Source organism: Acidisoma sp. 7E03 (assembly GCF_054665075.1).
This window is the reverse complement of the sequence record NZ_BAAFHE010000006.1, coordinates 69362-92307: the sequence shown is the minus strand read 5'-3', so window position 1 is coordinate 92307 and position 22946 is coordinate 69362. Positions and strand designations below refer to the sequence as shown.

Genomic DNA, 22946 nt, shown 5'->3' with positions numbered 1-22946 from the left:
CCGATGGACCAAAGCTATCTGCCCACCGAGGAGGTGCCGATGCAGGCCGCTCCTGGGCGGGATCTTCGGCGTGTCGGCGCCCATCCTGACCATTGGTACCCACTCGCCTGGGCTCCCGAGCTGAAGCCGGGCAAGACCCTCGCCGTGACCTTCGCCGGAGAACCCATCGTGCTAGCCCGGCCGAAGGAGCCGGGGAGGCCCGTCTTCGCGCTGGAAGATCGCTGCGCCCATCGGCAAGTACCCTTGAGCCGCGGCCTCGTCGAAGGCTGCGCCATCCGCTGCGGCTATCACGGCTGGGCCTATGACCAATCCGGCAACTGCACCGACGTGCCCTATCTCGGCAAGGGCCGCCTACCAAACGGGGTCCGCGCCTATCCTTGTGTCGAAAAGGACGGCGTGATCCTGGTGTTTCCGGGCGACCCGGCGCTGGCCGGCGAAACGCCGTTGCCGGCCTTGGGCTCGGTCGCGAACCCCGCCTACAAGACCCGGCGCTTCGGCCAGGTCGTGGGCTGCCACTACAGCTTCATGCATGAGAACCTGATGGACATGAACCACCAGTTCTTGCACCGCAAGCAGATGGGCCAGATGCGGCCGCGCTTCCTGGGCCAGGCGCAGGGCGAGGACTGGGTAGAGGCGCGCTACAGCTTCGCCCGCACCGGTGGCAAGCAGCCCTGGGGCGAGGCCGCGATCTTCGGCCAGAAGCGCGGCGCGGGCGCCGAGTTCGCGGACAAAGACGTGATGACCATCCGCACGGAATATCCGTATCAGACGCTGAAGATCCGCATGAAGGACGAGACGCCGGTGATGGACCTGTGGATCGCCTATGTGCCGCAGGACCGGGCGCAGCGGACGAACCGGACCTTCGGCCTGCTGTCCGTGCACCGGCCCAAGATTCCTCTGCTCCTCGACCTCGCCTGGCCGCTGCTGATCCTGTTCACCGAGCGCATCTTCAAGGAAGACCGCGAGATCGTGGAGATGGAGCAGGCGGCGCATGATGCGCAAGGCTGCGACCGCAACCAGGAGGTCTTTCCCGTCATCCGCACCCTGCGGGCGCTGCTGGCGGCGCGCGGCACGTTGCAGGACGTGCCGCAGCTTCAGCCGGACGCCGTGCTGGCCTGAAGGCGTGCGGCCGCCCAGGCGGCGGCCTCGGCGAGGACAGCGTCGGGCTCGGCGGACAGGCGTTCGACTTCGGGAAGAAGCGAGGGATCGCCGCTGTTGCCGATAGCGATGGCGACGTTGCGCAGGAACCGGTTCCGCCCGATGCGCTTGACGGGCGAGCCCGCGAACAGTGCACGAAAGGCGGCATCGTCCAACCGGGCGAGATCGCGCAAGGCCGGCGCTTCCAAATCGGCCCGCGCCGCGAGCTTCGCCTCCCTGGCGGCTTCGGCAAATCGATTCCAGGGACAGACGGCGAGGCAATCGTCACAGCCATAGATCCGGTTGCCCATCGCTTCCCGGAATTCCTCGGGGATCGCCCCCTTATGCTCGATGGTGAGGTAGGAGATGCAGCGCGTCGGCTGTAGCCGGTAGGGCGCGGTGATCGCCGCCGTGGGGCAGGCGACCATGCAACGGGTGCAGCTGCCGCAGCGATCGGCATGCGGCGCATCGGGGGTGAGATCGAGTGTCGTGAAAATCTCGCCGAGGAAGAGCCAGGAGCCGTGGCGGCGGGAGACGAGATTGCTGTGCTTGCCCTGCCAACCGAGCCCGGCCTGTGCCGCGAGCGGCTTTTCCATGACCGGCGCGGTATCCACGAATACCTTGACCTGCGGGCGATCCGCCGCTGCGCGGCTGCCGATGAACTGCGCGAGGTGTTTCAGCTTTCCCTTGATGACATCGTGATAATCCCGATTCCGGGCATAGACCGAAAGATTGCCCCGCTCCGGCCGGGCGAGCGTTGCCAGCGCATCACTAGGCGGCGCGTAGGAGATGCCGAGGGAGATGACGGAGCGGACCTCCGCCCAGAGGCCGCGCGGATCGGCCCGCTGCTCCAGGCGCTCTGCCATCCAGGCCATCTCGCCGTGATGGCCTGCCTCCACCAGGGAACGCAGCCGCGCCCCGGCCTCCGGCGGCAATTCGGCCCGCGCGAAACCCACCGCATCGAAGCCGAGCACCTCCGCCTTGGCGCGGATCTCGGCTTCAATGGCGGCAGGCGGGCTCATCCCCGGCCGCGATAAGTCGGAACACCCTGATCGGGCAGGAACACGCCCGCGGGCGGCGCACCGGTCTGCCAGAAGACGTCGATCGGAATGCCGCCGCGCGGATACCAATAGGCGCCGATGCGCAGCCAGCGTGGGCTGAGCAGATCCACCAAGCGTTGCGCGATCATCATACTACAGGCTTCATGGAAGGCGCCGTGGTTGCGGAAGCTGGTGAGGAAGAGCTTGAGCGACTTGCTCTCCACCAGCCATTCACCGGGAATGTAGTCGATCACGATATGGGCGAAATCGGGCTGGCCGGTCATCGGGCAGAGGGAGGTGAATTCCGGCGCGGTGAAGCGCACGACGTAATCCTGCCCCTGGTTCGGCGCGGGCACCCGTTCCAGCACCGCATCTTCGGGCCGGGCGGCCGGGCGCGCTTCGGAGCCGAGCTGCGTCAGGCCGGCATAGGGGTTATCGGTTGCGGACGGCTGCTCAGTCATCGACGTCTCCTTCCGCCCAGCGGGCGCGCACGGCGGCACTATACGCCTCGAGCCGGCCGTCGAGGATGGCCGCGCGGGCGCCGGCCACCAGTGTCTGGTAATAGGTGAGGTTATGCCAGGTCAGCAGCATCGGCCCCAGCATCTCCTCGGCACGGAAGAGGTGATGCAGATAGCCGCGCACATGGCGCTGGCAGCCGAGGCAGGTGCATCCGGGGTCGAGCGGCCGGCCGTCATCCGCGAAGCGGGCATTGCGCATGTTGAGGATGCCGCGCGAGGTAAAGGCGCGCCCGGTGCGGCCGGCGCGCGTCGGCATGACGCAATCGAACATGTCGATGCCGCGCGCGATGGAGCCCAGCAGGTCGTCCGGCGTGCCGACGCCCATGAGATAGCGCGGCTTGTCCTTCGGCATATGGTCCCAGGTCGCCTCGATCATGGCGAACATGGTCTCCTGCCCCTCGCCCACCGCGAGGCCGCCCAGCGCATAGCCCTCGAAACCGATCTGCATCAGCGCGTCGATCGAGCGGCGACGCAGATCCGGGAAGACCGAACCCTGGACGATCCCGAAGAGCCCGTAGCCGTCACGCGGCACGAAGGCCTCGCGCGACAGACCGGCCCAGCGCATGGACATTTCCATGGAAGACTTCGCCTGTTCCTCCGTCACCGGGAAGGGCGGGCATTCGTCCAAAACCATCGTGATGGTCGCATCCAGCTTGTGCTGGATCTGTACGGAGATCGCGGGGGTCAGCCGGTGCTTCGACCCGTCGATATGGGACTGGAAGGTGACGCCATCGGCGTCGAGCTTGCGCAGGCCCGCGAGCGACATGACCTGGAAGCCGCCGCTGTCCGTCAGGATCGGTCCCGCCCAGTCCATGAGCTTATGCAGGCCGCCGAAGGCAGCCACCTTGTCCGCGCCGGGCCGCAGCATGAGGTGATAGGTGTTGCCGAGCACGATGCCCGCCCCCGTGGAGCGGACGGCATCCGCCGTCATGCCCTTCACGGTGGCCGCCGTGCCGACCGGCATGAAGGTCGGGGTCGGCACACACCCATGCGCCGTCTTCAGCGTGCCGGCGCGGGCATAGCCATCGGTCGCTTCGGGCTGCCAGGTCAGGCTCATGCCGCGCGCTCCAGCAGGGAGGCATCGCCGTAGGAGAAGAAGCGATAGCCATGGGCGATGGCGTGGGCATAGGCCTCGCGCATCCGGTCGAGCCCCATGAAGGCCGAGACGAGCATGAAGAGGGTGGATTTGGGCAGGTGGAAATTGGTCATGAGCCGATCGACGATGCGGAACTGGTAGCCCGGGGTGATGAAGATATCCGTATCCCCCGTGAAGGGCTGCAAGGTGCCATCCGCGGCGGCGGCACTCTCGAGCAGACGGAGGCTGGTGGTGCCGACGGCGACGACCCGTCCACCGGCCGCACGGGCGGCATTGATGCGGGCGGCGGTATCCGCCGTCACGATCCCGCGCTCGGCATGCATGCGATGCTCGGAGATGTCGTCCACCCGAACCGGCAGGAAGGTGCCGAAGCCGACATGCAGCGTAACGGTGGCACGGCTCACCCCGCGGGCATCGAGTGCGGCGAGCAGCGCCGGCGTGAAGTGCAGGCCGGCGGTGGGCGCGGCGACCGCGCCCTTCGGGTTGGCGAAAACCGTCTGGTAATCCGCCGCATCCTCCGCCGTCGGGCCCTGCGGGCGTTCGATATAGGGCGGCAGGGCAAGAGCGCCCGCCTGCTCCAGCGCGGCCGCGAAGGCATCCCCCTCGCGGTCGAAACGCAGGGCCACGCTGCCATCGGCCCGGCGTTCCACGACAGTGGCGGTGAGGTCCGCACCGTCGATGTCCAGCCGGTCCCCCTGGCGCAGCCGCTTGGCGTTGCGCGCCAGCGCCTGCCAGGAACCGTCGGGCAGCGGCCGGTCCAGCGTGAGGCCGATGCGCGCCTCCCCGCGTTTCGCCGAAAGCTGCGCCGGGATGACGCGCGTATCGTTCGCGACGAGGATGTCCCCCGGCTGCAGCAGCGTGGGCAAATCACGAACGATGAGGTCCGTGAGGCGCGTTGCCGTCACATGCAGCAGCTTCGCGGCATCGCGCGGCTTCACCGGATGGTGGGCGATCGCCCCGTCCGGCAGATCGAAATCGAAATCGGAGAGGCGCATCAGTCTTCGAGGTAGGTCGCGATCTCGATGAGATTGCCGTCCGGGTCACGGCAATAGACGGAACTCATCGGGCCGAGGGCGCCGAGGCGCGGCACCGGCCCCTTCTCCACCTTCAGTCCGCATTCCTTGAGATGCTTGATGATGTCTTCGGTGCCGAGGCCGGTGACGAAGCAGAGGGAGGCCGAGCCCGCACCGGCGGAGGCGCCGATGTTCGTGGGGTCTTCGGAGGTGGTGTAGAGGTTGATCTTCTGGCCGCCGAATTTCAGCGCCGTCCGCCCTTCCTGGCCGAATTCCTCGCGCTCCATGCCCAGCACGCGCTGGAACCAGGACGCCGTCTTTTCGACGTCGCTGCAGGTGAGCGAGATGTGGTCCAGCCGGTCGATGGTGAAACGCATGCCTCGAAGCCTCTCCTTGCGGTGCCGGCAAAGCGGCCGAAGGGCGGCCCATAGCGGAATACGCTGCGGGAGGAAACGTTCTGGCTGCGGGGCTGGTTCCACCTCGCGGATCGGCGTTGCGCTTCATCGCTGGTTGTCGCTACGCGACGAGTGACATCTTAGCGCTCGGCGGGAGATCACCATGACGCGTGAAGAGGAGAGTGTCCGCTATTCAGCCGCGGAGCTTCGCGCCATGCGCGAGCGCGGCGCTAGCAAAACCGATGTCGCGCGCGTCAGCGCGAAGACCGAGGACGAGCTGGAACGCGATATCGCATTCGACCCCGATTGGGCGGAAATCCCGCGCGATTGGCGGAAGAACGCTGAACAGATCATGCCTGGCCAGACGCAGCTGCTCTCACTTCGGCTCGATCACGACGTGGTGCAGTGGTTCCGTGACCAGGGGCCAGGGTACCAGACGCGCATCAATGCCGTGCTGCGCGCCTTCGTGCAGGAGCAAACCCAGCGTCGTGCCTGAGCCGCCGCGCGTGGTCGACGCGGCGGCCTACATCTTTTCTTTGATACCCTGACGGATCAGCCACCAATTCACGGGATAGGTGGTGCAGAAACCCACCACCATCGCGATCTGCATGGAGAGCCAGTAGCTCCATTCGCTCGCCGAGAGGTGTGGCCACAGCCAGGCCCGCCCCAGCATGACGACGAACATGCCGATCTCATAGGCGAGGAGCGACAGCGTATCGATCTTGATGGCTGCGAGAATACCCTCTCTCACCCCGAGCTTGCGCATCGGCGCCACGGAAAAATACTGGAAGAGGATGCCGAAGAGATAGGCGAGGATGAAGCCCAGGACGATCTTGGCGCCGACATCGGAGCCGAACAGCGTGAAAGCCGCAGCCACGACCAGCCAGTCCCCGAGGAAATCGCCCAGCGCGCAGCCGGCGCCGCAATGGGTGGCACCGTTGAAAGTCGCCTGCCACATCGGACGCTCGTGGTGATGATGGCCCTGCCGGCCCGCGGCCGCCGGACGGCCGAACCAACCATAGAAGAGAAGGCCAATCGGCCCCCAATAGAGCAGCGTCAGCGGCCAGACGGCATTCATGATGGCCATGGGCTGCCGGCGGCCGAGAAGAACGATGTCAGCGAGTATGGCCAGGGCGCCGAGGATGGACAGCGGCCCGTAGACGGCGGCAAGGCTCTGGAACCAATGCGGCGGCATGCGGCGATCCTTCTGCAGGAACGCCGTTACAGATCGGGACGTGGTCAGCCGCCGCCAACCTGTGCCGAGATCACTCCTTCGGCGGCGTGCGCCGGCGGAAAGCGTCCAGGCTGACGACCTGAGGCGTCTCGGAGACCGCGGGGGCAGTCCCCTCCTCTGTCGGAGCCGACACGTCCTCCTCGGCCTCTTCGCTGTCCAGCATCTCGTGCTCGTAGGGGCGCGGCTGCATGCGCAGCCCGAAGCGCACATGCGGATCGGCGAAGCCGGTGATGGCCCCCGCCGGAATCACCAGGGTCGCTGGGATGCCGGAGAAGGAGAGGCCCACCGTCAGCACTTCGTCCTCGTCCACCTTCAGATCCCAGAACTGGTGCTGCAGGACGATGGTCATCTCCTCCGGATACTGCGCCGTCAGGCGGGAGGGGATGTGAACGCCCGGATAGTCGGTGCGAAAGGTCAGGTAGAAGTGATGTTCGCCCGGCAGCCCGTGCTCCGCGGCATAGGCCAGGGCGCGAACGGCGACCTGCCGCTGCGCCTCTTCCAGCCAGGTTTCGTAGGGCAGGAGGCTCGGGGGCAGTTCGGTCGGCTCTTCGGTCACGCAGGTCTCCGTTGGCACGCCTCGGCGCGGTCTCGCAGTGGTCGTCAAGCGACGCGATGCGCGCCGGCATAGCGCGTCACAACTCTCCGGGCCAGATCGTCTGGAACCAGAAAGGCAAATCTATGGTGACGACGGGAAAGATTATAGGGGGCTTCTGTTGCCCGGTGCCCCCCGAACCGCGCTTGTCACTGCTTACGCAGCGATAGCGAATGCCTCATGATTGTCATTGGCATTTGTAAAATGACCCGATAACGGCGGAATCATGCCGAGCGAAAGATGCACCTTTACCACGCGTGTCGAGCCTGTTTCGCCCCCAAGCGCCTCAGGATTATGAACCTGAGAGAATTGGTGGAGGCGCCGGGTACTGCCCCCGGGTCCACTACGTTTATTCCGAACACCGTTTATCGCCATAGCTGGCCAGAAGGCCGGCAGGTCGAATATAGGGCCTGGGCATGACGAAGAGAAGGGGCATGGCGTGAGCCTGAGCGAAGACCAGACCAACGCGATTCCCGCGGCTGAGGAGGCCGGCGAGACCACCTTGCGGGCCACCGTTCCGGCCCTCGAGGACCGTCTGTATCAAGCGGTTCCGCTGCTCGACCACGGCTTCGTCCGCGTCATCGACTATATGGGCGACGACCAGGCGATCGTTCAGGCGGCCCGCGTTTCCTACGGGCGCGGCACCCGCAAGGTGAGCGAGGATCGCGGCCTGATCCGCTATCTGATGCGCCACCGCCACACGACGCCGTTCGAGATGTGCGAGATCAAGTTCCACGTGAAGCTGCCCATCTTCGTGGCGCGGCAGTGGATCCGGCACCGCATGGCGAGCGTCAACGAATATTCGGCGCGCTATTCGGTGATGGACCGGGAGTTCTACATCCCCGCCCCGGCCCAGCTCGCGGCGCAGTCCACCCTCAACCGCCAGGGCCGGGAGGCGGTGCTGGAAGGGGCGGAAGCCGCCCAGGTCCTCGACCTGCTGCGGGGTGACGCCGAACGCTGCTACCGGGATTACGCCTGGATGCTGAACGAGGGTACGGAGGAGATGCCTGCCGATCCGGCGCGGCAGGGCCTGGCGCGCGAACTCGCACGCATGAACCTGACCCTGAACACCTACACGCAGTGGTACTGGAAGACGGATCTGCACAACCTCTTCCACTTCCTGGCGCTGCGCGCCGACAGCCACGCCCAATACGAGATCCGCATTTACGCGGAAGCGATGCTCGACATCGTCGATGCCTGGGTGCCGATCGCGGCGGAAGCCTTCCGGGACTATCGCATGGGCGCCGTCACCTTCTCCGCGCCCATGATGGCGATCCTCCGCCGCATGCTGGCGGGCGAGGCGGTCACCCAGGAAAACAGCGGTCTTTCTCTGCGCGAATGGCGGGAGATGATGGCCAGCCTCGGCTGCGCGGACTGATCCGGCCGCCGCTTCGGAGAAATTTTCGCACGCGGTTCATCCGGTTATCGACCCGGGGCGCGATGTCGGGCAGCATCACAAATGTTCCGCCCGACCTTGCCCCGCCCCGTCCGATAGCGAGGAAGATCCCGCCCAATGTCGATCCACGCCGCCCTCACGCATCGCACCAGCTACCGCTACGACCGCCTGGTCAATCTCGGTCCTCAAACCATCCGGCTGCGCCCAGCGCCGCATGCCCGTACCCCGATCCTCTCCTACGCCCTGAAGATCACGCCTGAGCCGCATTTCCTGAACTGGCAACAGGACCCGCAGGGCAATTTCCAGGCCCGCGTGGTCTTCCCCGAGCGGGTGACGCATTTCGACGTCACGGTCGACCTCGTGGCCGACATGGCGACGATCAATCCTTTCGATTTCTTTCTGGAGCCGCAGGCAGAGTTCTTCCCCTTCGCCTATGACCCGGTGCTGCATGAGGAGCTGGCACCCTTCCGCCGGCTGATGCCGCTCGGCCCCGAACTGGAACGCGTGCTGGCCGCGATTCCGCGCACGCCCCGGAAGACGGTCGATCTGCTGGTCGAGATCAACCAGATGCTGGCGAACCGCATCGCCTACATCGTGCGCATGGAGCCCGGCGTCTGGACGCCGGAGGAGACGCTGGCGCGCGCCACCGGCTCCTGCCGTGACAGCGCCTGGGTGCTGGTGAACCTGCTGCGCCATCTGGGCTTCGCCGCCCGCTTCGTCTCGGGCTACCTCATCCAGCTCGTCGCCGACCAGAAGCCGGTCACCGGCCCCGAAGGCCCCACGGCGGATTTCACAGATCTGCACGCCTGGGCAGAGGTCTATCTGCCGGGTGCGGGCTGGATCGGACTCGATGCCACCTCCGGCCTGCTTGCCGGCGAGGGCCATATTCCGCTCGCGGCAACGCCCGAACCTGCCTCTGCCGCGCCCATCTCCGGCGCCGTGGATGAATGCGAGACCACCTTCGACTTCGACATGAAGGTCGTCCGCATCAGCGAGACACCGCGCACCACCAAGCCCTATACGCCGGAAACCTGGAACGAGATCCTGCGCGCCGGCGCCCGCGTCGACCGCGCGCTGCTGGCCTCCGAAGTGCGCCTCTCGATGGGTGGCGAGCCGACCTTCGTCTCGGCGCATGATTTCGATTCGCCGGAATGGACGACGGAGGCGCTGGGCCCCACCAAGCGCCGCATGGCTGGCCGCCTGCTCCGCCGCCTTGCCCCGCTCTGGGCGCCGGGGGCGGCACTGCAATACGGCCTCGGCAAGCACTATCCGGGCGAGCAGCTGCCGCGCTGGGCGCTGCATTGCCACTGGCGGCGTGATGGCGAGCCCATCTGGCTCGACCCTGCCCTCCTTGCCTCCGACGACGATACCGACAATGCGACGCCGGCGGATGCCGCTCAGTTCGCGGCCTTGCTGGCCGAGCGGCTGGGCCTCGACCCCGCCTTCGTCATCCCGGCCTATGAGGACATCCACTACTTTCTGTGGCGGGAGAACCGGCTGCCCGCCAACGTCATCGTCGAGGATGCGAAGCTGCGCGACCCGTTGGAGCGGGCACGTCTCGCCCGCGTCTTCGGCCAGGGATTGGGCTCGGTCGTCGGCTCCGTCTTGCCGTTGCGCCGCGTCGCCCAGGGCGACGGTCGCATCTGGGAAAGCGGCAAGTGGTTCTTCCGTGATGGGCCGATGTTCCTCATTCCGGGCGACAGCCCCGTCGGCTTCCGCCTGCCGCTGGAAAGCCTGCCCTGGGCCGACCCTGCCCATCTTCCCTACGAGACGGAGCGCGACCCCTTCAGCCCGCGCCCGGCCCTGCCGCCCCACCCCCATGCGGACCGCCAGGCGCGCCTCTATGGCACGTCCGGTCTCAACGCAGGCACTGCCGGCGATTGGCGTTCGGGCTATGGAACACCGGACCAGCCAGTGTCGCAGGACCCCGACTGGGAGAGCGGCCGTCCGCGGCCCGGGCAGGAGGAGCCCGGCCTAGTGCGCACCGCCATGGCAGTCGAAGCCCGCGGTGGCCTCATCCACGTCTTCTTCCCGCCGCTTTACGAGGCGGAAGATTGGATCGACCTCGCCGCCGCCATCGAAGCGACGGCCGCGGAACTCGGCCGCAAGGTCTTCCTGGAAGGCTATCAACCGCCCTCCGATTCCCGGCTGCAGAGCTTCTCCGTCACCCCCGATCCCGGCGTGATCGAAGTCAACGTCCATCCGGCCGCAAGTTGGGCGGAGCAGGTGGAACGCACCGAGCAGCTCTATGAGGTGGCCCGTGAGGAAGGCCTCGCCACGGAGAAGTTCATGCTCGACGGCCGCCATGTCGGCACCGGCGGCGGCAACCACGTGGTGATGGGTGGCATGGAGGTGGCCGACAGCCCCTTCCTCCGCCGGCCGGATCTGCTGAAATCCCTCCTCGGCTTCTGGCAGAACCATCCGAGCCTGTCCTACCTCTTCAGCGGCCTCTTCATCGGCCCCTCCTCGCAGCATCCGCGCATCGACGAGGCGCGGATGGACAGCCTGAACGAACTCGATATCGCCTTCAGCCAGATCAGCCCCTTCAAAGAGACGCCGCCCTGGCTGACCGATCGGCTGTTCCGCAACATCCTGGCGGACATGACGGGCAACACGCATCGGACCGAATTCTCGATCGACAAGCTCTACGCGCCGGAGGCGATCGGCGGCCGCCGCGGCCTCGTCGAATTCCGCGCCTTCGAGATGCCGCCGCATGCGCAGATGTCGCTCACCCAGGTGCTGCTCATGCGCTCGGCCATCGCCGCCTTCTGGCAGAAGCCTTATGAGCGGCCGCTGATCCGCTGGGGCGCCCGGCTGCACGACGATTTCATGCTGCGCCATTACGTGACGCAGGATTTGGAAGACGCGCTCTTCGATCTCGCCCAGCTCGGCTTCTCCATCCCGCCGGACTGGTTCGCGCCGCACATCGAGTTCCGCTTCCCGGTCATCGGCTCGGTGGGGGTGCATGGCACGGAGCTGGAACTGTCCCATGCGCTGGAACCCTGGCACGTTCTGGGTGAGGATCCGGCGGCCGGCGGCACGGTGCGCTATGTCGACAGTTCCGCGGAACGCCTGCAAGCACGCGTCACCGGCTGGGTGGCGGAGCGCTTCATCCTTGCCTGCAACGGTGTCGCCGTGCCGCTGATGCCCACCGAGACCCTGGGCGAATATGTCGGCGCCGTGCGCTTCAAGGCTTGGAACCCACCCTCCGCCCTGCATCCGACGATCCGGGCGCAATCGCCGCTGGTCTTCGACATCTACGATCGCTGGAGCGGCCGCTCCCTCGGCGGCCTCACCCATCACGTCTCGCATCCGGGCGGGCTCAGCTACGACCGTTTCCCGGTCAACGCGAACGAGGCCGAGGCACGCCGGCGGTCGCGCTTCAGCGTCAACCGGCATCACCCGGGGCCGATGGCCGAACCGCGGGGCGCCGCAGGGCCCGAACATCCGCGGAGTCTGGATTTGCGCCGCTTCACCTGATCGGGCCATAAGCGACACCGAATCATGACCGGTACGAGATGAATTCGCTGGGGCTGCAGGGCGGCGTCGATGAGATGGTGGATGGCGCGCGCCATGTCCGCCCTCATTGGCGTGGCGTGCTCGGCGGTCTCTCGATGCTCTCGGACAGTCTGGCCGCCCGCCAGCGGCGGTTGGACCAAGCCTTTGAGGACGAAGGGGTGCGCAGCATCCTGCCTGGCGCGGACGGCGCCGGGCGCGGGGATCATGAAAACCTCTGGCGCTGCGACCCCATTCCGCTCGCCATTTCGGCCGAGGAATTCGCCAGTCTCGAGCTGGGTCTCGCCCAGCGCGCCCGCCTGCTCGAAGACCTGCTGGACGATCTTTACGGCCCACAGGACTGCCTGGCCCAAGGCCTGCTGCCGCCGCATCTCGTCTTCGCCAATCCGGGCTTCCTGCGCGCCTGCCACACCATCCCCGGCATCCGCCAGCCGCGCCTGACCTTCTATGCGGCCGACCTGATCCGCGCGCCGGACGGGCGCTGGCATGTGCTGAGCGACCGTACGTCGGGCGCGGCAGGTGCGGGCATGGCACGTGAGAACCGCCGCATCCTGGCCCGCGTCGTGCCGGAGATGTTTCGTTCGGTGCAGATGCGCGCACTGCGCCCCTTCTTCGACCTGTGGCAGGATTCGCTGACCGAAGCGGCCCCGCCGAGCCGCCCCTATCCCAACGTGGCCCTGCTGACGCCGGGCCCGGGCAGCCCGCACTGGCTGGAACACATGCTGCTCGCCCAGGAGCTGTCCTGCCAGCTCGTGGAAGGCGGTGACCTCACCATCCGCGGCGGCGCCGTCTATCTCAAGATGCTCAACGGGCTGCACCGGATCGATGTACTGCATCGCCGCCTCGACGGCCGCATGCTGGACCCGCTGGAGCTGAACGCGAACAGCCTGCTCGGCGTGCCGGGTCTCATGGATGCCTTGCGCGCGGGGGCCGTGCGCGTCGTCAACGATCCGGGCTCGGGGCTAACCGAGGCACCGGCTCTGCCGCGCTTCCTGCCCGGAATTGCAGCCCATCTGCTGGGCGAGGCTTTGTTGCTGCCAAGCGTCGAGACGCTGTGGCTGGGGGATGCCGCCGACCGCGCCCGCGTGCTGGCCGATCCCGCCGGCTGGATGATCCAGCCGGCGACGGAAAGCGCCGGCCGCACCTGGCACACGCCGGAGATGGAGCCCGAGGCGCGCAGCCGACTCTTTGAAAAGATCGCCGCAGCGCCCAGCGATTTCGCGGCCCTTGCGGCGGTGTCCCCCTCCCTCGCCCCCTGCGCGCGCGGCAGCACCTTGGTGCCGCAGGCGATCGTGCTGCGCATGTTCCTGGTTCGCAACGGCCGCGGTTGGCACGCCATGCCGGGCGGCCTCGCCCGGCACCTGGAACCGGGCCAGCTCACCGGGCAACTGCCGGCTCGTGGCATCTCGAAGGATGTCTGGGTGCTGGCCGAAGGCAGTGAGCACATCGTGGGACCGCCCGCCGCCCGCCAGGCGCCTCTGCCCATCCGGCGCACCATCGGCGAATTGCCGAGCCGCACGGCCGACAACATGTTCTGGCTCGGCCGCTACATCGAACGTCTGGAGACCGCGGCGCGCCTGACGCGGGCGCTCATCCTTCGCCTCGGCCGCAACCAGCCGATGCCGCGCGAGCAGTTGGAGCTGCAACTGCTCGACGACTGTCTGGCCGCCTCCCATCTCGGCACGGCTGATAGCGCCGCCACCAGCATGCCCTCGGCGCTCACCATTACGGCCAGCCTGCGCGACAATGGGCCGATCGGCCGCCTGCTGGCCCAGGCCGGCCGCCTGACGGACCTCGTGCGGGACCGCCTGACGGGCGAGATGTATGCCGCCTTCACTCATATGCTGCGCACGGCAGCGGACGAGATTGCGGATGCGGGTGGTAGCCTGGACGGTCTGGCCCAGGTGATGGCGAGCATCCAGCGCTTCTCCACCGTCGTCTCCGGCCTCGCCGCCGAGAACATGGTGCGCGGCGGCAGCTGGCTCTTCCTCGACATGGGGCGACGGATGGAGCGGGCGGCATTGACGGCGGACAATCTCGCCGTCGTCCTCGACCAGCCGGAACCGCGCTGGGAACTGGGCCTGCGCCTCGCGCTCGAACTCTGCGATTCCGCCATCACCTATCGCAGCCGCTACTTCACCACCTTGCAGGCCGGCCCCGTGCTCGACCTCGTGATCGCCGACGAAGGCAATCCCCGCGCCGTCGCTTTCCAACTCGCGACCCTCGCGCGGCTGCTGCGCGACATCGGCGAAGGCGGCGACGACCGGCTGATGGCGCAGACCGAGAGCTTGCAGCGCCTCGCCCAGGAGATCGTCGCCGAAGTGGTGGCGGCACGCGAAAGTGGCAGCGCGCTCATCGAGGTGCCTGCCCGGCTGCGGAGCCTCGCAGAGGGCGTGCGCGGCCTTTCCGACCTGCTGTTCCGACGTTACTTCGCCCTGCTGCCCATGCCGCGCGCCGTCGGCATCGAGCAGGAAGACGAGGCTGCGCCGCTGCGCGGCGCCGCCTGATCCGGGCCGCCCATGCGCTTCCAGCTCCGTCACACGACCACCTATCGCTATGCCGAGCAGGTCGATCTCGCCAGCCACATGCTGCACCTGTCGCCGCGGCGGCTGCCCTGGCAGCAGGTCTCCGACCTCCGCATCCTCTGCGACCCGGAGCCGAACCGCACCAGTGTCGCCACCGACCATTTCGGCAACGAGGTCCACTGGATCTTCATCGACCAGCCGCATGACGTGCTGGAAGTGACGGCGGAATCGACGGTTGACGTGGTCTTTCCGCCCGCGCCTGCGCCGGAAGCGACGCCGCCTTGGGAAACGGTGGTGGCCCAGGCGCGCGCCGCCGGGCCGCGCGCCTGGGCGGCAGCCGAGTTCGTCTTTCCCGGTCCCATGGTGCCGAACGACCAGGGCGCCGGCCCCTATGTCGCCGCGTCCTTTCCGGCGGGCCGGCCGATTCTCGCCGGGCTCATCGACCTCAACGGCCGCATCAAGCGCGACTTCGCCTTCCGCCCGCTGAGTACGACCATCACCACCTCGGTAGCGCGCGTCATGGCGCAGCGTGCCGGCGTCTGCCAGGATTTCGCGCATCTCATGATCGCGGGGCTGCGCGCGCTTGGCATCCCGGCCCGCTACACCTCGGGCTATATCCGAACCTATCCCCCGGCGGGGCAGGCGCGCCGGGTCGGCGCGGACGTCTCCCATGCCTGGGTCGGCGCCTGGCTCGGCGAGGAGCACGGCTGGGTCGATCTCGACCCCACCAACAACCTGGTGGTCACGGAAGAGCATGTGGTCCTGGGCTGGGGCCGCGAATTCGGCGACGTCTCGCCGCTCCGCGGCATCATCCTCGGCGGCGGCGCCCACGGCCTGTCCGTCTCCGTCGACCTCGCGCCGCTGGAGCCCTGACCATGCGCCAGCGCATCGCGGCAATGCCGGACATGTCCCGCGCTGGCGCCCTGGGCGCGCGCGGTGCATTCTTGGCCATGGCTCATGAAACATCCCCGTGTGTCGAGGTCATGGAGCATGGCGGCGGCCGCCTACTCTACCGCGTCACCATGGCCCCTGCCGCGATGCCGCCGGTGCCGGTCCGCGCGCTCGAAGGCGCACTCGATGCCGCGCGCGCCGCGGCCCTCGCCGATGGCGAGGAGAGGCGCCGCAGCTTCCGCTTCCTGAGTGCCGATGGTGCGGTCGCTGATTTCGACATCGACGACCGGGATGCCCGAATCTGGGCAGCGGCGGTGGATCGCCGCGCTGACCTCGGGACGCTCGGCGGCCTCTCCCTCTGCCTGCGGCTGCTGGCGCTCGTGCATCTGCTGACGACCGCGCCCTGGGCCCGTCGCTACGTCACCCGCGATCGGGGGGCGCGCATCGACCAGCGCCTGCTGCGGGCCGCGGCACGCGCCGACCTCACCGAGGAGGCGAGGTTCGACGAAGCCTCCTTCCGCCGCAATCTTCCGTCCTCGGCCGCAGGTTGCGCCGCGCGCACGGCCTTCACTGGAGCTTCCGCATGAGCCTCTCCCCGCCTGCTCGCCTTCGCCCCCTCGGCGGCCTTCCGCTGCTGCTGCTGCCGCTCGTCTTGCTCGGTGCCTGCACCGAGGCGCCGCAGCAGAGCCGCAGCGAACAGGCGCTCTACGACGCCTGCCACCGCATGGCCGATCGGGTGGTGCAGCAAGCCAATGTCGATGCCCTGGCGCAGGCCGATCCGACCAGCTCGCCCTTCGGCGGAACCTCGGTGCTGACCAATCAGACGACGAAGCTCTCCATCGAGCATCAGCGCCAGGACCTCATGTCCGACTGCATGCGGCACTACGATTCTTCGGCGCCGAATACCGGCATCGTCTCCGCGACGCCGGCGGCGCCCGTCGCGAGCCAGCCGGTGCCGCCGCCGCCGGCCGACCTCGCCGGCCCTTCCGGCAGCGATCTCACCAAGCCGCCGATCCTGACGACGCCCAGCCAGTAAAACCTTACTGCGCCTGATACTGGTAGTTCTGGGCCGGCGGTGGCGGGGTGAGCGGCGTCGGGCTCTGCCCGCCGTTCTGGACCGGAACCGCCGGGCGATAGGCGGCCTGCGGCTGCGCGGGTGACAGATCCTGGCTCTGGATCGGTGCGCTCTGCGGCATCGGCTGCGCGCCCGGACTGGGGGCGCCCCCCGGCGGCGTGTAGACGGGCTGGGTAAGCGGCTGCGGAGGCGGCAGGCTGCCCGTCGGCTGCGGCGTGGCGAGCGACGAGTTCGAGGTCACGCCCTCGTTCCGTTGCCAGAGCGGGTCACCGAGATTCACCTGCTGCGGGGTCGTGTTCGTGGCGGTCAGCGCGCCTGCCCCCGCGCCCACGGCCGCACCCACGACCACGCCGATCGGCCCGCCGATGATCCCGATGGCAGCCCCCGTACCGGCGCCGGTCGCGACGCCGCCCGATGTTCGACCGGGCTGGCTGCTGCCGCAGCCGGTGAGAAGCACCGCGCTTGCCATCGTCAGGAGGGACCAGTGCGTGATCTTTTTTATCATGTTCACCTTTAGAAAACTGGGAGCAGCCCCTTCCCTTTGGGCGTCATACCCCCTTTTGTCCAGGAATGCCGGCCACAGCATGGCCGGAGTGTGACCTTGGAGCGATAGCGCCGCGCGCGCCCAACATGGAGGATAGCATGGCCCAATTCGATCTTCGCAGCGCCGCCAAGCCCGCCTGGATCAAGGACTTCCAGGCCTTCATCATGCGCGGCAACGTGATCGACCTTGCCGTCGGTATCATCATCGGCGCCGCCTTCACGGGGATCGTCAGCAGTTTGGTCAAGGACATCCTGAATCCGATCCTTGGCCTGCTGGTGGGCGGAATCGACTTCACCAACATCTTCATCACGCTGAAGGGGCCGCACGCGCCGACGCTGGCCGAGGCACAGAAGGCCGGCGCCGTGACGATCAACGTCGGCGTCTTCATCAATGCCGTGATCAATTTCCTGATCGTCGCCTTCGCGGTCTTCTGGCTGGTGCGGATGATCCAGAAGCTCTACCGCAAGCAGGAAGCGGCCCCGGCGGCGCCGCCGGCGCCGAGCCAGACCGAAGTGCTGCTCACCGAGATCCGCGATCTTCTGCGCGGGCAGCAGGGGCTGCCGACGCTGCCGCCTGCCGGTGGGAATGCCGACTGACGATCGGAGGGATGCCGGGCCATATCTGGCCCGGCTTGGATGGCCTCGGCCTTACTGGGCCGAGTTGCCGAAGCCCACGAAGCCCGCCGAGGGGACGGGCGCGCCGCTGCCACCAGCACCATAGCTCGTCGCGGACTCCGCGGCGGAAGACGAACCGGGCGCCTTTGGCGCCACTCCGTAGCGGCTCTTCTGCTTCGCCTTCGCGGCTGCCGCCGGCGCCGGGTTGAAGAAGGACACGGGCGTCGAGATTGCCTTCTGCTCCTTGGCGCTCATGCCGAGCGTGCTGGCGGGCGGCTGTGCCATCGGCCCTTGCGGCTCCGACAGATCGCCGCCTCCGGCCTTTAGCATGGTCACGAGAAGGAAGGTGATGTTGTTGCGGCCAAGGGCGATGGACACGTCCACCGGGGTCTGTCCCACCGCATCCTGGGCCTGAAGATCGGCACCGCGCGCTAGCGCGTCCCGCGCGGCATTGATGTCGCCGCGGTTGATCGCGTCGAAGAGCTCATCGTCCGGGGACAGGAGGCTGGTGTCGATGTTGCCTTGCTTAACCGGGCCGGAGTTGCGTGCGCCCGGCAGGCCGGCCGCCGAAGGCTGGGCCTGCTGGCCGCCATTGCCGCCCTGGACCACCGGGCCCATGGCAGTCGGCTGAGGCAGGGCGGACTGCGCGTGCGCCGCGTGACCAGGCAGGGCGATGGCCGCGACGAGACCCGCGATCAGGCCGGGCACCGCCCGCAGGATGATCCGACTGCTCATAATTCCGTCGTTCGCTCCGTGCCGGAGGGTGCCGCACGTGGCGGCTCCTCCCGAGTTGTGTGGCCGGCGCGGCGCAGCCTTTTCTTAGCTACTCCCAGCGTTCAGCCACCAAAAACCGATATTGAGGTAGGCTCCATAGCAGAGCCAGGCGAGCGACGGGAGTAACAATACGCCCGCCAGCCTGTCCCGCCGCCAAAAAGCGTGCAGCGTCGCGCCGGACACCATCGCCAGGACCAGCGCGACCAGCAGCGCCCCACCCGGCGTGCGCAAGCCGAAGAAGACCGGCGCCCACAGGGCAATCAGGGCGATCTGCCAGCCCCAGAGACGAAGGGCCGGGCGCGCGCTCAGCCGCCAGGGATCGACCCGCCGCCAGACCAGCCAGGCGGCGAAGCCCAAGCTTAGATCGGCAATCGCCCAAAGGCTCGAGAACAGAGCGGAGGACAGGGTGAAGGGAGGGCGCTGCAGAGACAGATACCAGTGATCGGCACCCTGGGCGGCGACGCCGGAACCCGCGAACTGGACCAGAAGGGCGAGACCGAGAAAGCCGATAAGCGCCAGAAACTGGGCGCCGCTGCGGTGGTCCCGACCCGGATCACGGAGATTCTGGAAGACACATCCCCTTCGGCTCCCCTCTCATGCGAGGGGAAGCTTAAGCCGCAGCCGGGGCTGGGGAAAGACGCCGGAAAGAGGGAAGTGCCCGGCAGGCCGCCGGGCGGGGCATCGCTCAGCGCAGGTTGCGGTCAGGCGCGCTCGTCGCAATCGCCGGTCCGTCGAAGGACGGGGCGGAGGCGTATTGGATGGTGCCGGCAAGGGATTTGGCCCGGTGCCGGTCGGCCGCATTGCGCAGATCAGCAGGCGGCTGGTTGCCGAGGTTCAGCATGGGCGCGGGGCCCGCTTCCGCCATCCGCAGAGCCGGCGCGGAGTCGCGATAGATGAAGCCGTAGGTCGGATAGACCGAACCATAAGTCGAGGAGTGGCCAAGGGCGACGCGCACCGCCGTCCAGTCGTTGCGGGGCGAAACGTCGACGACGGAGATGTCCGATGAGACGCCACCGCGGGTGAAGCCGGGGCCGCCCCAGTTGGCCTGGGTGATCAGGATTTCGCGGCGGTTCACCACCTGCTGCACCACGGCGACATGGCCACGGGGCATGCGGCCATTGGCGCGGAAGTTCAGCACCGCGCCCGGCTGCGGCGCCTGGCCACGGTCATAGCGCCCCGGCGCCTCGTTCCACCAGTAGCGGGCATCACCCGACAGCTGGATGCCGGACACCTGGCGCGCATAGGGCACGCATTCGAGATAGTTGCGATAGACCCCGCTGCTGATCCGCGTGCCATGCCCGTGGCTGCGCGTCCGCCACACCGTGTGGATCAACGTCTTGCCGTGACGATTGCTGGCGGACGAGACGCGTTCCTTCTTTGCCGACGCCGTATGATGAGTCACCGAAGCGACACGGTTGTGCGTGGCCTTCGTGTGTTGGGTGCTGGCGACTTTCTTGCCGCTCGTCTTGTGCGCGGCGGCAACATGGCTGTGGTGCTGGACTTTATGCGTGCTGGCTTCGGCGGAGATGGAAACGAGGGTCGTGCTCGCAACAAGAAATGATGCAAAAACACATACTTTGCGGGCGATGTTCTGCATCTGGTTCCGTACCAATTCGAAGAGCGCAATCAGCAGTTCGTGATCTGGGGCTACCCGAGCTTTGCCGGCAACACAACCGCCCAACGAGAAAAATGCATGTCAAGGCGCAAATTCGTCGAATTGTGCCATGGAGGTGCAGCGTTTTTAGGACAGAAATCCTAGAAGTGCGCGAGGCCGGGGACGCGAGAGCGTGGCGATTCGACATCTCGCGCGAGAGGGGCAGGCGGCCTGGGCCGCGGTCGCGGCTCCGGGGGCCGCGGGCGGAGCGGGCGCACCCGCCCCGCCGCCAGGGTTACTTGCAGGCCGTGACCATGATTTCGACGAGGTGCTTCTCGTCCGCCATGTTCGCCTCGACACAGGCGCGGGCGGGGGCCATGCCTTCCGGCAGCCAAGCCTGCCACACCGCGTTCATCGCCGGGCGGTCACTGATGTGCTTCAGCCAGATCTGGGCCGTGAGCAGGCGGGTCTTGTCGGTGCCGTGCTGCTCGAGGAGGTCGTCGATCTGCGCGAGAACCTCTTCGGTCTGGCCGGTCACGTCCTTGTCCAGGTCCTGGGCAGTGCAACCCTGCAGGTAGACGAAGCCATGGAACTCGACGGCGGCCGCGAGAATGAGGCCAGGATTGGTGCGGATGATCTTGCTCATGGGGAAAATCCTCGACTGAGACGGCTCGTGGCCGAGATTGGCCAGGCGCCCGACCTATAGCCCCGAAGGGGCGGTAGCGCGAAGCGGCCCCTGCCGCTCCGTCACACGCGCTCCGGGCGGAAGACCTGGGTCGGGCTCACCAGTTCATCCTGGCCCGTGATCAGCGCGATCTCGCGCTGGCCGAGTTCAAGCGTCCGCTTGAGGATCCCGAAGATCGCCGAGCCTGCGGCGCCCAGGGCCTCGGCCACGGACCCGGTCTTGAGGCAGTGGACGAGGAAGAGGGCCGCCACTGCATCGCCCGCGCCATTGACCGCCAGAGGCAGTAGCGGCGCTCGCAGCCTGTAGAGATCCGCCCCGTCGGCGGCCAGCATGTCGAGCGCGTCGCCTGGAGTTTCGGCGCAACGCAGGCTGGTCACCAGGATGCGGCGCGGCCCCCGCGCCTGCAACGTCCGGATCGCGGCCCTCACCTCCTCCAACGTGCCGCAGGGCAGGCCGGTCAGCTGCTTCAACTCGAAGAGATTGGGAGTCAGGATGTCGGCGGCCGGGACAATCCTGTCGCGCATGAGATCGACGATGCCGGGCCGGACGTAGACACCACGGTCCTCGTCGCCGATCACGGGATCAGCGCAGTAGAGGGCTGCAGGATTAGCTGCTTTCACGCGCGTCTGCGCCTCCAGCACCGCCTCGGCGACGGCGGGATCGCCGAGATAGCCCGACAGCAGGGCATCGCACCGGGACAAGGCGCCGCGCTCTTCGACGCCCGCCACGAGTTCGCGGATCGTCTCGGGCGGCGTCACGGCGCCGCGCCAGGCGCCGTAGCCCGTGTGATTGGAGAACTGCACCGTATTCACCGCCCAGACCTCGGCGCCCAGCCGCTGCATGGGAAAGACCGCCGCGGCGTTGCCAACGTGGCCATAGGAGACCCAGGACTGGATCGAAAGAATGTTCATGCAGCGTGCCTCGACTGTGCCTGGCGCGGCAGAGAGCGGGTGCCGGCGGGCGCCGCACCTTAGAGGCGCCACCCTTCGCCATGAAGAGGCCTCACGACCGTCTCAGCTTTGCCGCGCAGGGGCATGACACAGAGAACCCGGCGCCCATATGGCGGGGGCCGCCCGGTTGTCGGGGCGGTCTCTGGAGGAAAGCATGCCCCGCACACCGCTGCTGTTTCAGCCGATCACCTGGCGTTCCGTCACTGCCCGCAACCGCATCGCCGTCTCGCCGATGTGTCAGTATTCGGCGACAGAGGGCGTACCCAACGACTGGCACGTCCAGCATCTCGGGGCACGGGCAGCAGGCGGCGCCGGCATCGTCTTTACGGAAGCGAGTGCGGTGGTGCCCGAAGGGCGGATCACCCCGGCCGACCTCGGTCTCTATAATGAGACGCAGCAGGCCGCCTTCGCCCGCCTCGCCACGCTCATCACCCAATGCGGCGCGGTGCCCGGCATCCAGATCGCCCATGCCGGCCGCAAGGCGAGCTGCACCCGCCCCTGGGAAGGGGACCGCTACATTCCGCTGGAGGAAGGCGGCTGGCACACCCAGGCGCCGAGCAGCCTCGCCTTCGCCGGCAAGGACCCCGCGCCTCAGGCCATGAGCCCCACCGACATCGCCACCATCGTCGGCGCCTTCGCGGCGACCGCCCGCCGCGCGCGGACTGCGGGCTTCAAGATCGCCGAAATCCACGCGGCGCACGGCTATCTGCTCCATTCCTTCCTGTCCCCCATCACCAATCAGCGCACAGACGGCTACGGCGGCTCGCTCGAGAACCGCGCGCGCATGCTGATGGAGGTGCTGGACGCGGTGCGTGCCGAATGGCCAGCAGAACTTCCGCTCTTCGTGCGGCTCTCCTGCTCCGACTTCATCCCCGGCGGGCTAACCCCGGAGGGCGACGTCCTCGCCATCGCCCGTCTGCTCGCTGCGCGCGGGGATGTCGACCTCATCGATTGCTCGGCCGGCGGCATCGCCCCCGAGCAGAAAATCCCATCCCTTCATGCCGGTTACCAGGTGCCTTTCGCCGAGTTGCTTCGGCGCGAGGCCGGCATCCCGACGGGTGCGGTCGGGCTGATCGATCAGCCCAGCCTCGCCGCGGAAATCCTGGCCAATGGACGAGCGGACATCGTGCTGCTCGCCCGCGCAGTGCTGGCCGATCCCGGCTGGCCGCTGCGTGCCGCCCATCGCCTCGGCGTCGAGGTGAGCCTGCCCGCGCCCTATGGCCGGGCCATTCTCCACGAATAGCCCCGTGACAATTCATTAACAAACTGCAATTATCTGCCACGGGGCTGCATCAAGGATTGAGACCATGAGGACCAGAACGACGATCCGCACGCTGACGCCGCCGCGCCTGGCGCT

The 22946-nt window shown here is 67.7% G+C and carries 23 protein-coding genes and 1 other RNA gene; 10 read left to right on the top strand and 14 right to left on the bottom strand.

The window, feature by feature from the left end:
• Positions 1–3: 3 nt before the first annotated feature.
• A complete protein-coding gene (locus ACYQ6W_RS10940) occupies positions 4–1119 on the top strand; it encodes a Rieske 2Fe-2S domain-containing protein (protein ID WP_459675297.1) in 1116 nt (371 codons plus the stop codon).
• On the opposite strand, the gene queG is transcribed toward ACYQ6W_RS10940, so the two are convergent.
• The 5 genes from queG to ACYQ6W_RS10915 are packed head-to-tail and all read right to left on the bottom strand — an operon-like array spanning position 1095 to position 5181.
• Positions 1095–2159: a tRNA epoxyqueuosine(34) reductase QueG gene (queG, locus tag ACYQ6W_RS10935; protein ID WP_459675296.1), complete on the bottom strand. Its 1065-nt coding sequence runs from the start codon at positions 2157–2159 to the stop codon at positions 1095–1097. The two genes, ACYQ6W_RS10940 and queG, sit on opposite strands and share 25 nt — an antisense overlap.
• On the bottom strand, positions 2156–2638 hold the full coding sequence (gene queF / locus ACYQ6W_RS10930; RefSeq protein ID WP_459675295.1) for a preQ(1) synthase: 483 nt from the start codon (positions 2636–2638) through the stop codon (positions 2156–2158). The genes queG and queF overlap by 4 nt, the downstream gene beginning before the upstream one ends.
• A complete protein-coding gene (tgt, locus tag ACYQ6W_RS10925; protein WP_459675293.1) occupies positions 2631–3752 on the bottom strand; it encodes a tRNA guanosine(34) transglycosylase Tgt in 1122 nt (373 codons plus the stop codon). The genes queF and tgt overlap by 8 nt, the downstream gene beginning before the upstream one ends.
• On the bottom strand, positions 3749–4786 hold the full coding sequence (queA, locus tag ACYQ6W_RS10920; protein WP_459675291.1) for a tRNA preQ1(34) S-adenosylmethionine ribosyltransferase-isomerase QueA: 1038 nt from the start codon (positions 4784–4786) through the stop codon (positions 3749–3751). The genes tgt and queA overlap by 4 nt, the downstream gene beginning before the upstream one ends.
• A complete protein-coding gene (locus ACYQ6W_RS10915) occupies positions 4786–5181 on the bottom strand; it encodes a VOC family protein (RefSeq protein ID WP_459675290.1) in 396 nt (131 codons plus the stop codon). The genes queA and ACYQ6W_RS10915 overlap by 1 nt, the downstream gene beginning before the upstream one ends.
• Before the next feature lie 181 nt (positions 5182–5362).
• Here ACYQ6W_RS10915 and ACYQ6W_RS10910 point away from each other — a divergent pair, with 181 nt between their 5' ends.
• On the top strand, positions 5363–5695 hold the full coding sequence (locus ACYQ6W_RS10910) for a BrnA antitoxin family protein (protein ID WP_459675289.1): 333 nt from the start codon (positions 5363–5365) through the stop codon (positions 5693–5695).
• Positions 5696–5722: 27 nt separating this feature from the next.
• On the opposite strand, the gene ACYQ6W_RS10905 is transcribed toward ACYQ6W_RS10910, so the two are convergent.
• From ACYQ6W_RS10905 to ssrA, 3 genes are all read right to left on the bottom strand, one after another.
• Positions 5723–6394, bottom strand: coding sequence for a DUF4396 domain-containing protein (locus ACYQ6W_RS10905; protein ID WP_459675287.1), 672 nt, complete (start codon positions 6392–6394; stop codon positions 5723–5725).
• A 70-nt stretch (positions 6395–6464) separates the two neighbouring features.
• Positions 6465–6989 (bottom strand): SspB family protein, encoded by a 525-nt coding sequence (locus tag ACYQ6W_RS10900; RefSeq protein WP_459675286.1) that lies wholly within the window; start codon positions 6987–6989, stop codon positions 6465–6467.
• Between the two features lie 143 nt (positions 6990–7132).
• Positions 7133–7458: a transfer-messenger RNA gene (gene ssrA, locus ACYQ6W_RS10895) on the bottom strand.
• Between the two features lie 6 nt (positions 7459–7464).
• Between ssrA and thyX the strand changes: the two genes are divergently transcribed.
• The 6 genes from thyX to ACYQ6W_RS10865 all read left to right on the top strand — a co-directional run bounded on the left by thyX (position 7465) and on the right by ACYQ6W_RS10865 (position 16389).
• Positions 7465–8403: an FAD-dependent thymidylate synthase gene (gene thyX, locus ACYQ6W_RS10890; protein ID WP_459675285.1), complete on the top strand. Its 939-nt coding sequence runs from the start codon at positions 7465–7467 to the stop codon at positions 8401–8403.
• A gap of 135 nt (positions 8404–8538) precedes the next feature.
• Positions 8539–11901, top strand: coding sequence for a transglutaminase family protein (locus ACYQ6W_RS10885; RefSeq protein ID WP_459675284.1), 3363 nt, complete (start codon positions 8539–8541; stop codon positions 11899–11901).
• A 38-nt stretch (positions 11902–11939) separates the two neighbouring features.
• On the top strand, positions 11940–14444 hold the full coding sequence (locus ACYQ6W_RS10880; protein ID WP_459675283.1) for a circularly permuted type 2 ATP-grasp protein: 2505 nt from the start codon (positions 11940–11942) through the stop codon (positions 14442–14444).
• Between the two features lie 12 nt (positions 14445–14456).
• Positions 14457–15335, top strand: coding sequence for a transglutaminase family protein (locus ACYQ6W_RS10875; RefSeq protein WP_459675282.1), 879 nt, complete (start codon positions 14457–14459; stop codon positions 15333–15335).
• 2 nt (positions 15336–15337) lie between these two features.
• A complete protein-coding gene (locus ACYQ6W_RS10870) occupies positions 15338–15940 on the top strand; it encodes a hypothetical protein (protein WP_459675281.1) in 603 nt (200 codons plus the stop codon).
• Positions 15937–16389 carry a hypothetical protein gene (locus ACYQ6W_RS10865; protein ID WP_459675280.1) on the top strand — a complete coding sequence of 151 codons (453 nt, stop codon included), beginning with the start codon at positions 15937–15939 and terminating at the stop codon, positions 16387–16389. The genes ACYQ6W_RS10870 and ACYQ6W_RS10865 overlap by 4 nt, the downstream gene beginning before the upstream one ends.
• A gap of 4 nt (positions 16390–16393) precedes the next feature.
• Here ACYQ6W_RS10865 and ACYQ6W_RS10860 read toward each other — a convergent pair whose 3' ends face one another.
• Positions 16394–16933, bottom strand: a complete 540-nt coding sequence (locus ACYQ6W_RS10860) for a hypothetical protein (protein ID WP_459675279.1) — start codon at positions 16931–16933, stop codon at positions 16394–16396.
• 137 nt (positions 16934–17070) lie between these two features.
• On the opposite strand from ACYQ6W_RS10860, the gene mscL reads away from it, so the two are divergent.
• Positions 17071–17568, top strand: a complete 498-nt coding sequence (gene mscL, locus ACYQ6W_RS10855) for a large-conductance mechanosensitive channel protein MscL (RefSeq protein ID WP_459675278.1) — start codon at positions 17071–17073, stop codon at positions 17566–17568.
• A gap of 51 nt (positions 17569–17619) precedes the next feature.
• Here mscL and ACYQ6W_RS10850 read toward each other — a convergent pair whose 3' ends face one another.
• From ACYQ6W_RS10850 to pdxY, 5 genes are all read right to left on the bottom strand, one after another.
• Positions 17620–18321 carry a hypothetical protein gene (locus ACYQ6W_RS10850; RefSeq protein ID WP_459675277.1) on the bottom strand — a complete coding sequence of 234 codons (702 nt, stop codon included), beginning with the start codon at positions 18319–18321 and terminating at the stop codon, positions 17620–17622.
• Between the two features lie 84 nt (positions 18322–18405).
• Entirely contained in the window at positions 18406–18870 is a 465-nt protein-coding gene (locus ACYQ6W_RS10845; protein WP_459675550.1) for a TspO/MBR family protein, read from the bottom strand.
• Positions 18871–19045: 175 nt separating this feature from the next.
• Positions 19046–19693, bottom strand: a complete 648-nt coding sequence (locus ACYQ6W_RS10840) for a CHAP domain-containing protein (protein WP_459675276.1) — start codon at positions 19691–19693, stop codon at positions 19046–19048.
• Positions 19694–20249: 556 nt separating this feature from the next.
• Positions 20250–20600, bottom strand: a complete 351-nt coding sequence (locus ACYQ6W_RS10835) for a RidA family protein (protein WP_459675275.1) — start codon at positions 20598–20600, stop codon at positions 20250–20252.
• 101 nt (positions 20601–20701) lie between these two features.
• Positions 20702–21550: a pyridoxal kinase PdxY gene (pdxY, locus tag ACYQ6W_RS10830; protein WP_459675274.1), complete on the bottom strand. Its 849-nt coding sequence runs from the start codon at positions 21548–21550 to the stop codon at positions 20702–20704.
• Positions 21551–21743: 193 nt separating this feature from the next.
• Between pdxY and ACYQ6W_RS10825 the strand changes: the two genes are divergently transcribed.
• Complete coding sequence (locus ACYQ6W_RS10825) at positions 21744–22832, top strand: NADH:flavin oxidoreductase/NADH oxidase (protein ID WP_459675273.1); 1089 nt, start codon at positions 21744–21746, stop codon at positions 22830–22832.
• Positions 22833–22946 lie beyond the last annotated feature (114 nt).

What these genes read in the sequence shown, in the direction of transcription:
- ACYQ6W_RS10940 (WP_459675297.1), top strand. Translation starts at nt 4, where the DNA reads ATGGACCAAAGCTATCTGCCCACCGAGGAGGTGCCGATGCAGGCCGCT.
- queG (WP_459675296.1), bottom strand. Translation starts at nt 2,159, where the DNA reads ATGAGCCCGCCTGCCGCCATTGAAGCCGAGATCCGCGCCAAGGCGGAG.
- queF (WP_459675295.1), bottom strand. Translation starts at nt 2,638, where the DNA reads ATGACTGAGCAGCCGTCCGCAACCGATAACCCCTATGCCGGCCTGACG.
- tgt (WP_459675293.1), bottom strand. Translation starts at nt 3,752, where the DNA reads ATGAGCCTGACCTGGCAGCCCGAAGCGACCGATGGCTATGCCCGCGCC.
- queA (WP_459675291.1), bottom strand. Translation starts at nt 4,786, where the DNA reads ATGCGCCTCTCCGATTTCGATTTCGATCTGCCGGACGGGGCGATCGCC.
- ACYQ6W_RS10915 (WP_459675290.1), bottom strand. Translation starts at nt 5,181, where the DNA reads ATGCGTTTCACCATCGACCGGCTGGACCACATCTCGCTCACCTGCAGC.
- ACYQ6W_RS10910 (WP_459675289.1), top strand. Translation starts at nt 5,363, where the DNA reads ATGACGCGTGAAGAGGAGAGTGTCCGCTATTCAGCCGCGGAGCTTCGC.
- ACYQ6W_RS10905 (WP_459675287.1), bottom strand. Translation starts at nt 6,394, where the DNA reads ATGCCGCCGCATTGGTTCCAGAGCCTTGCCGCCGTCTACGGGCCGCTG.
- ACYQ6W_RS10885 (WP_459675284.1), top strand. Translation starts at nt 8,539, where the DNA reads ATGTCGATCCACGCCGCCCTCACGCATCGCACCAGCTACCGCTACGAC.
- ACYQ6W_RS10880 (WP_459675283.1), top strand. Translation starts at nt 11,940, where the DNA reads ATGAATTCGCTGGGGCTGCAGGGCGGCGTCGATGAGATGGTGGATGGC.
- ACYQ6W_RS10875 (WP_459675282.1), top strand. Translation starts at nt 14,457, where the DNA reads ATGCGCTTCCAGCTCCGTCACACGACCACCTATCGCTATGCCGAGCAG.
- ACYQ6W_RS10870 (WP_459675281.1), top strand. Translation starts at nt 15,338, where the DNA reads ATGCGCCAGCGCATCGCGGCAATGCCGGACATGTCCCGCGCTGGCGCC.
- ACYQ6W_RS10865 (WP_459675280.1), top strand. Translation starts at nt 15,937, where the DNA reads ATGAGCCTCTCCCCGCCTGCTCGCCTTCGCCCCCTCGGCGGCCTTCCG.
- ACYQ6W_RS10860 (WP_459675279.1), bottom strand. Translation starts at nt 16,933, where the DNA reads ATGATAAAAAAGATCACGCACTGGTCCCTCCTGACGATGGCAAGCGCG.
- mscL (WP_459675278.1), top strand. Translation starts at nt 17,071, where the DNA reads ATGGCCCAATTCGATCTTCGCAGCGCCGCCAAGCCCGCCTGGATCAAG.
- ACYQ6W_RS10850 (WP_459675277.1), bottom strand. Translation starts at nt 18,321, where the DNA reads ATGAGCAGTCGGATCATCCTGCGGGCGGTGCCCGGCCTGATCGCGGGT.
- ACYQ6W_RS10835 (WP_459675275.1), bottom strand. Translation starts at nt 20,600, where the DNA reads ATGAGCAAGATCATCCGCACCAATCCTGGCCTCATTCTCGCGGCCGCC.
- pdxY (WP_459675274.1), bottom strand. Translation starts at nt 21,550, where the DNA reads ATGAACATTCTTTCGATCCAGTCCTGGGTCTCCTATGGCCACGTTGGC.
- ACYQ6W_RS10825 (WP_459675273.1), top strand. Translation starts at nt 21,744, where the DNA reads ATGCCCCGCACACCGCTGCTGTTTCAGCCGATCACCTGGCGTTCCGTC.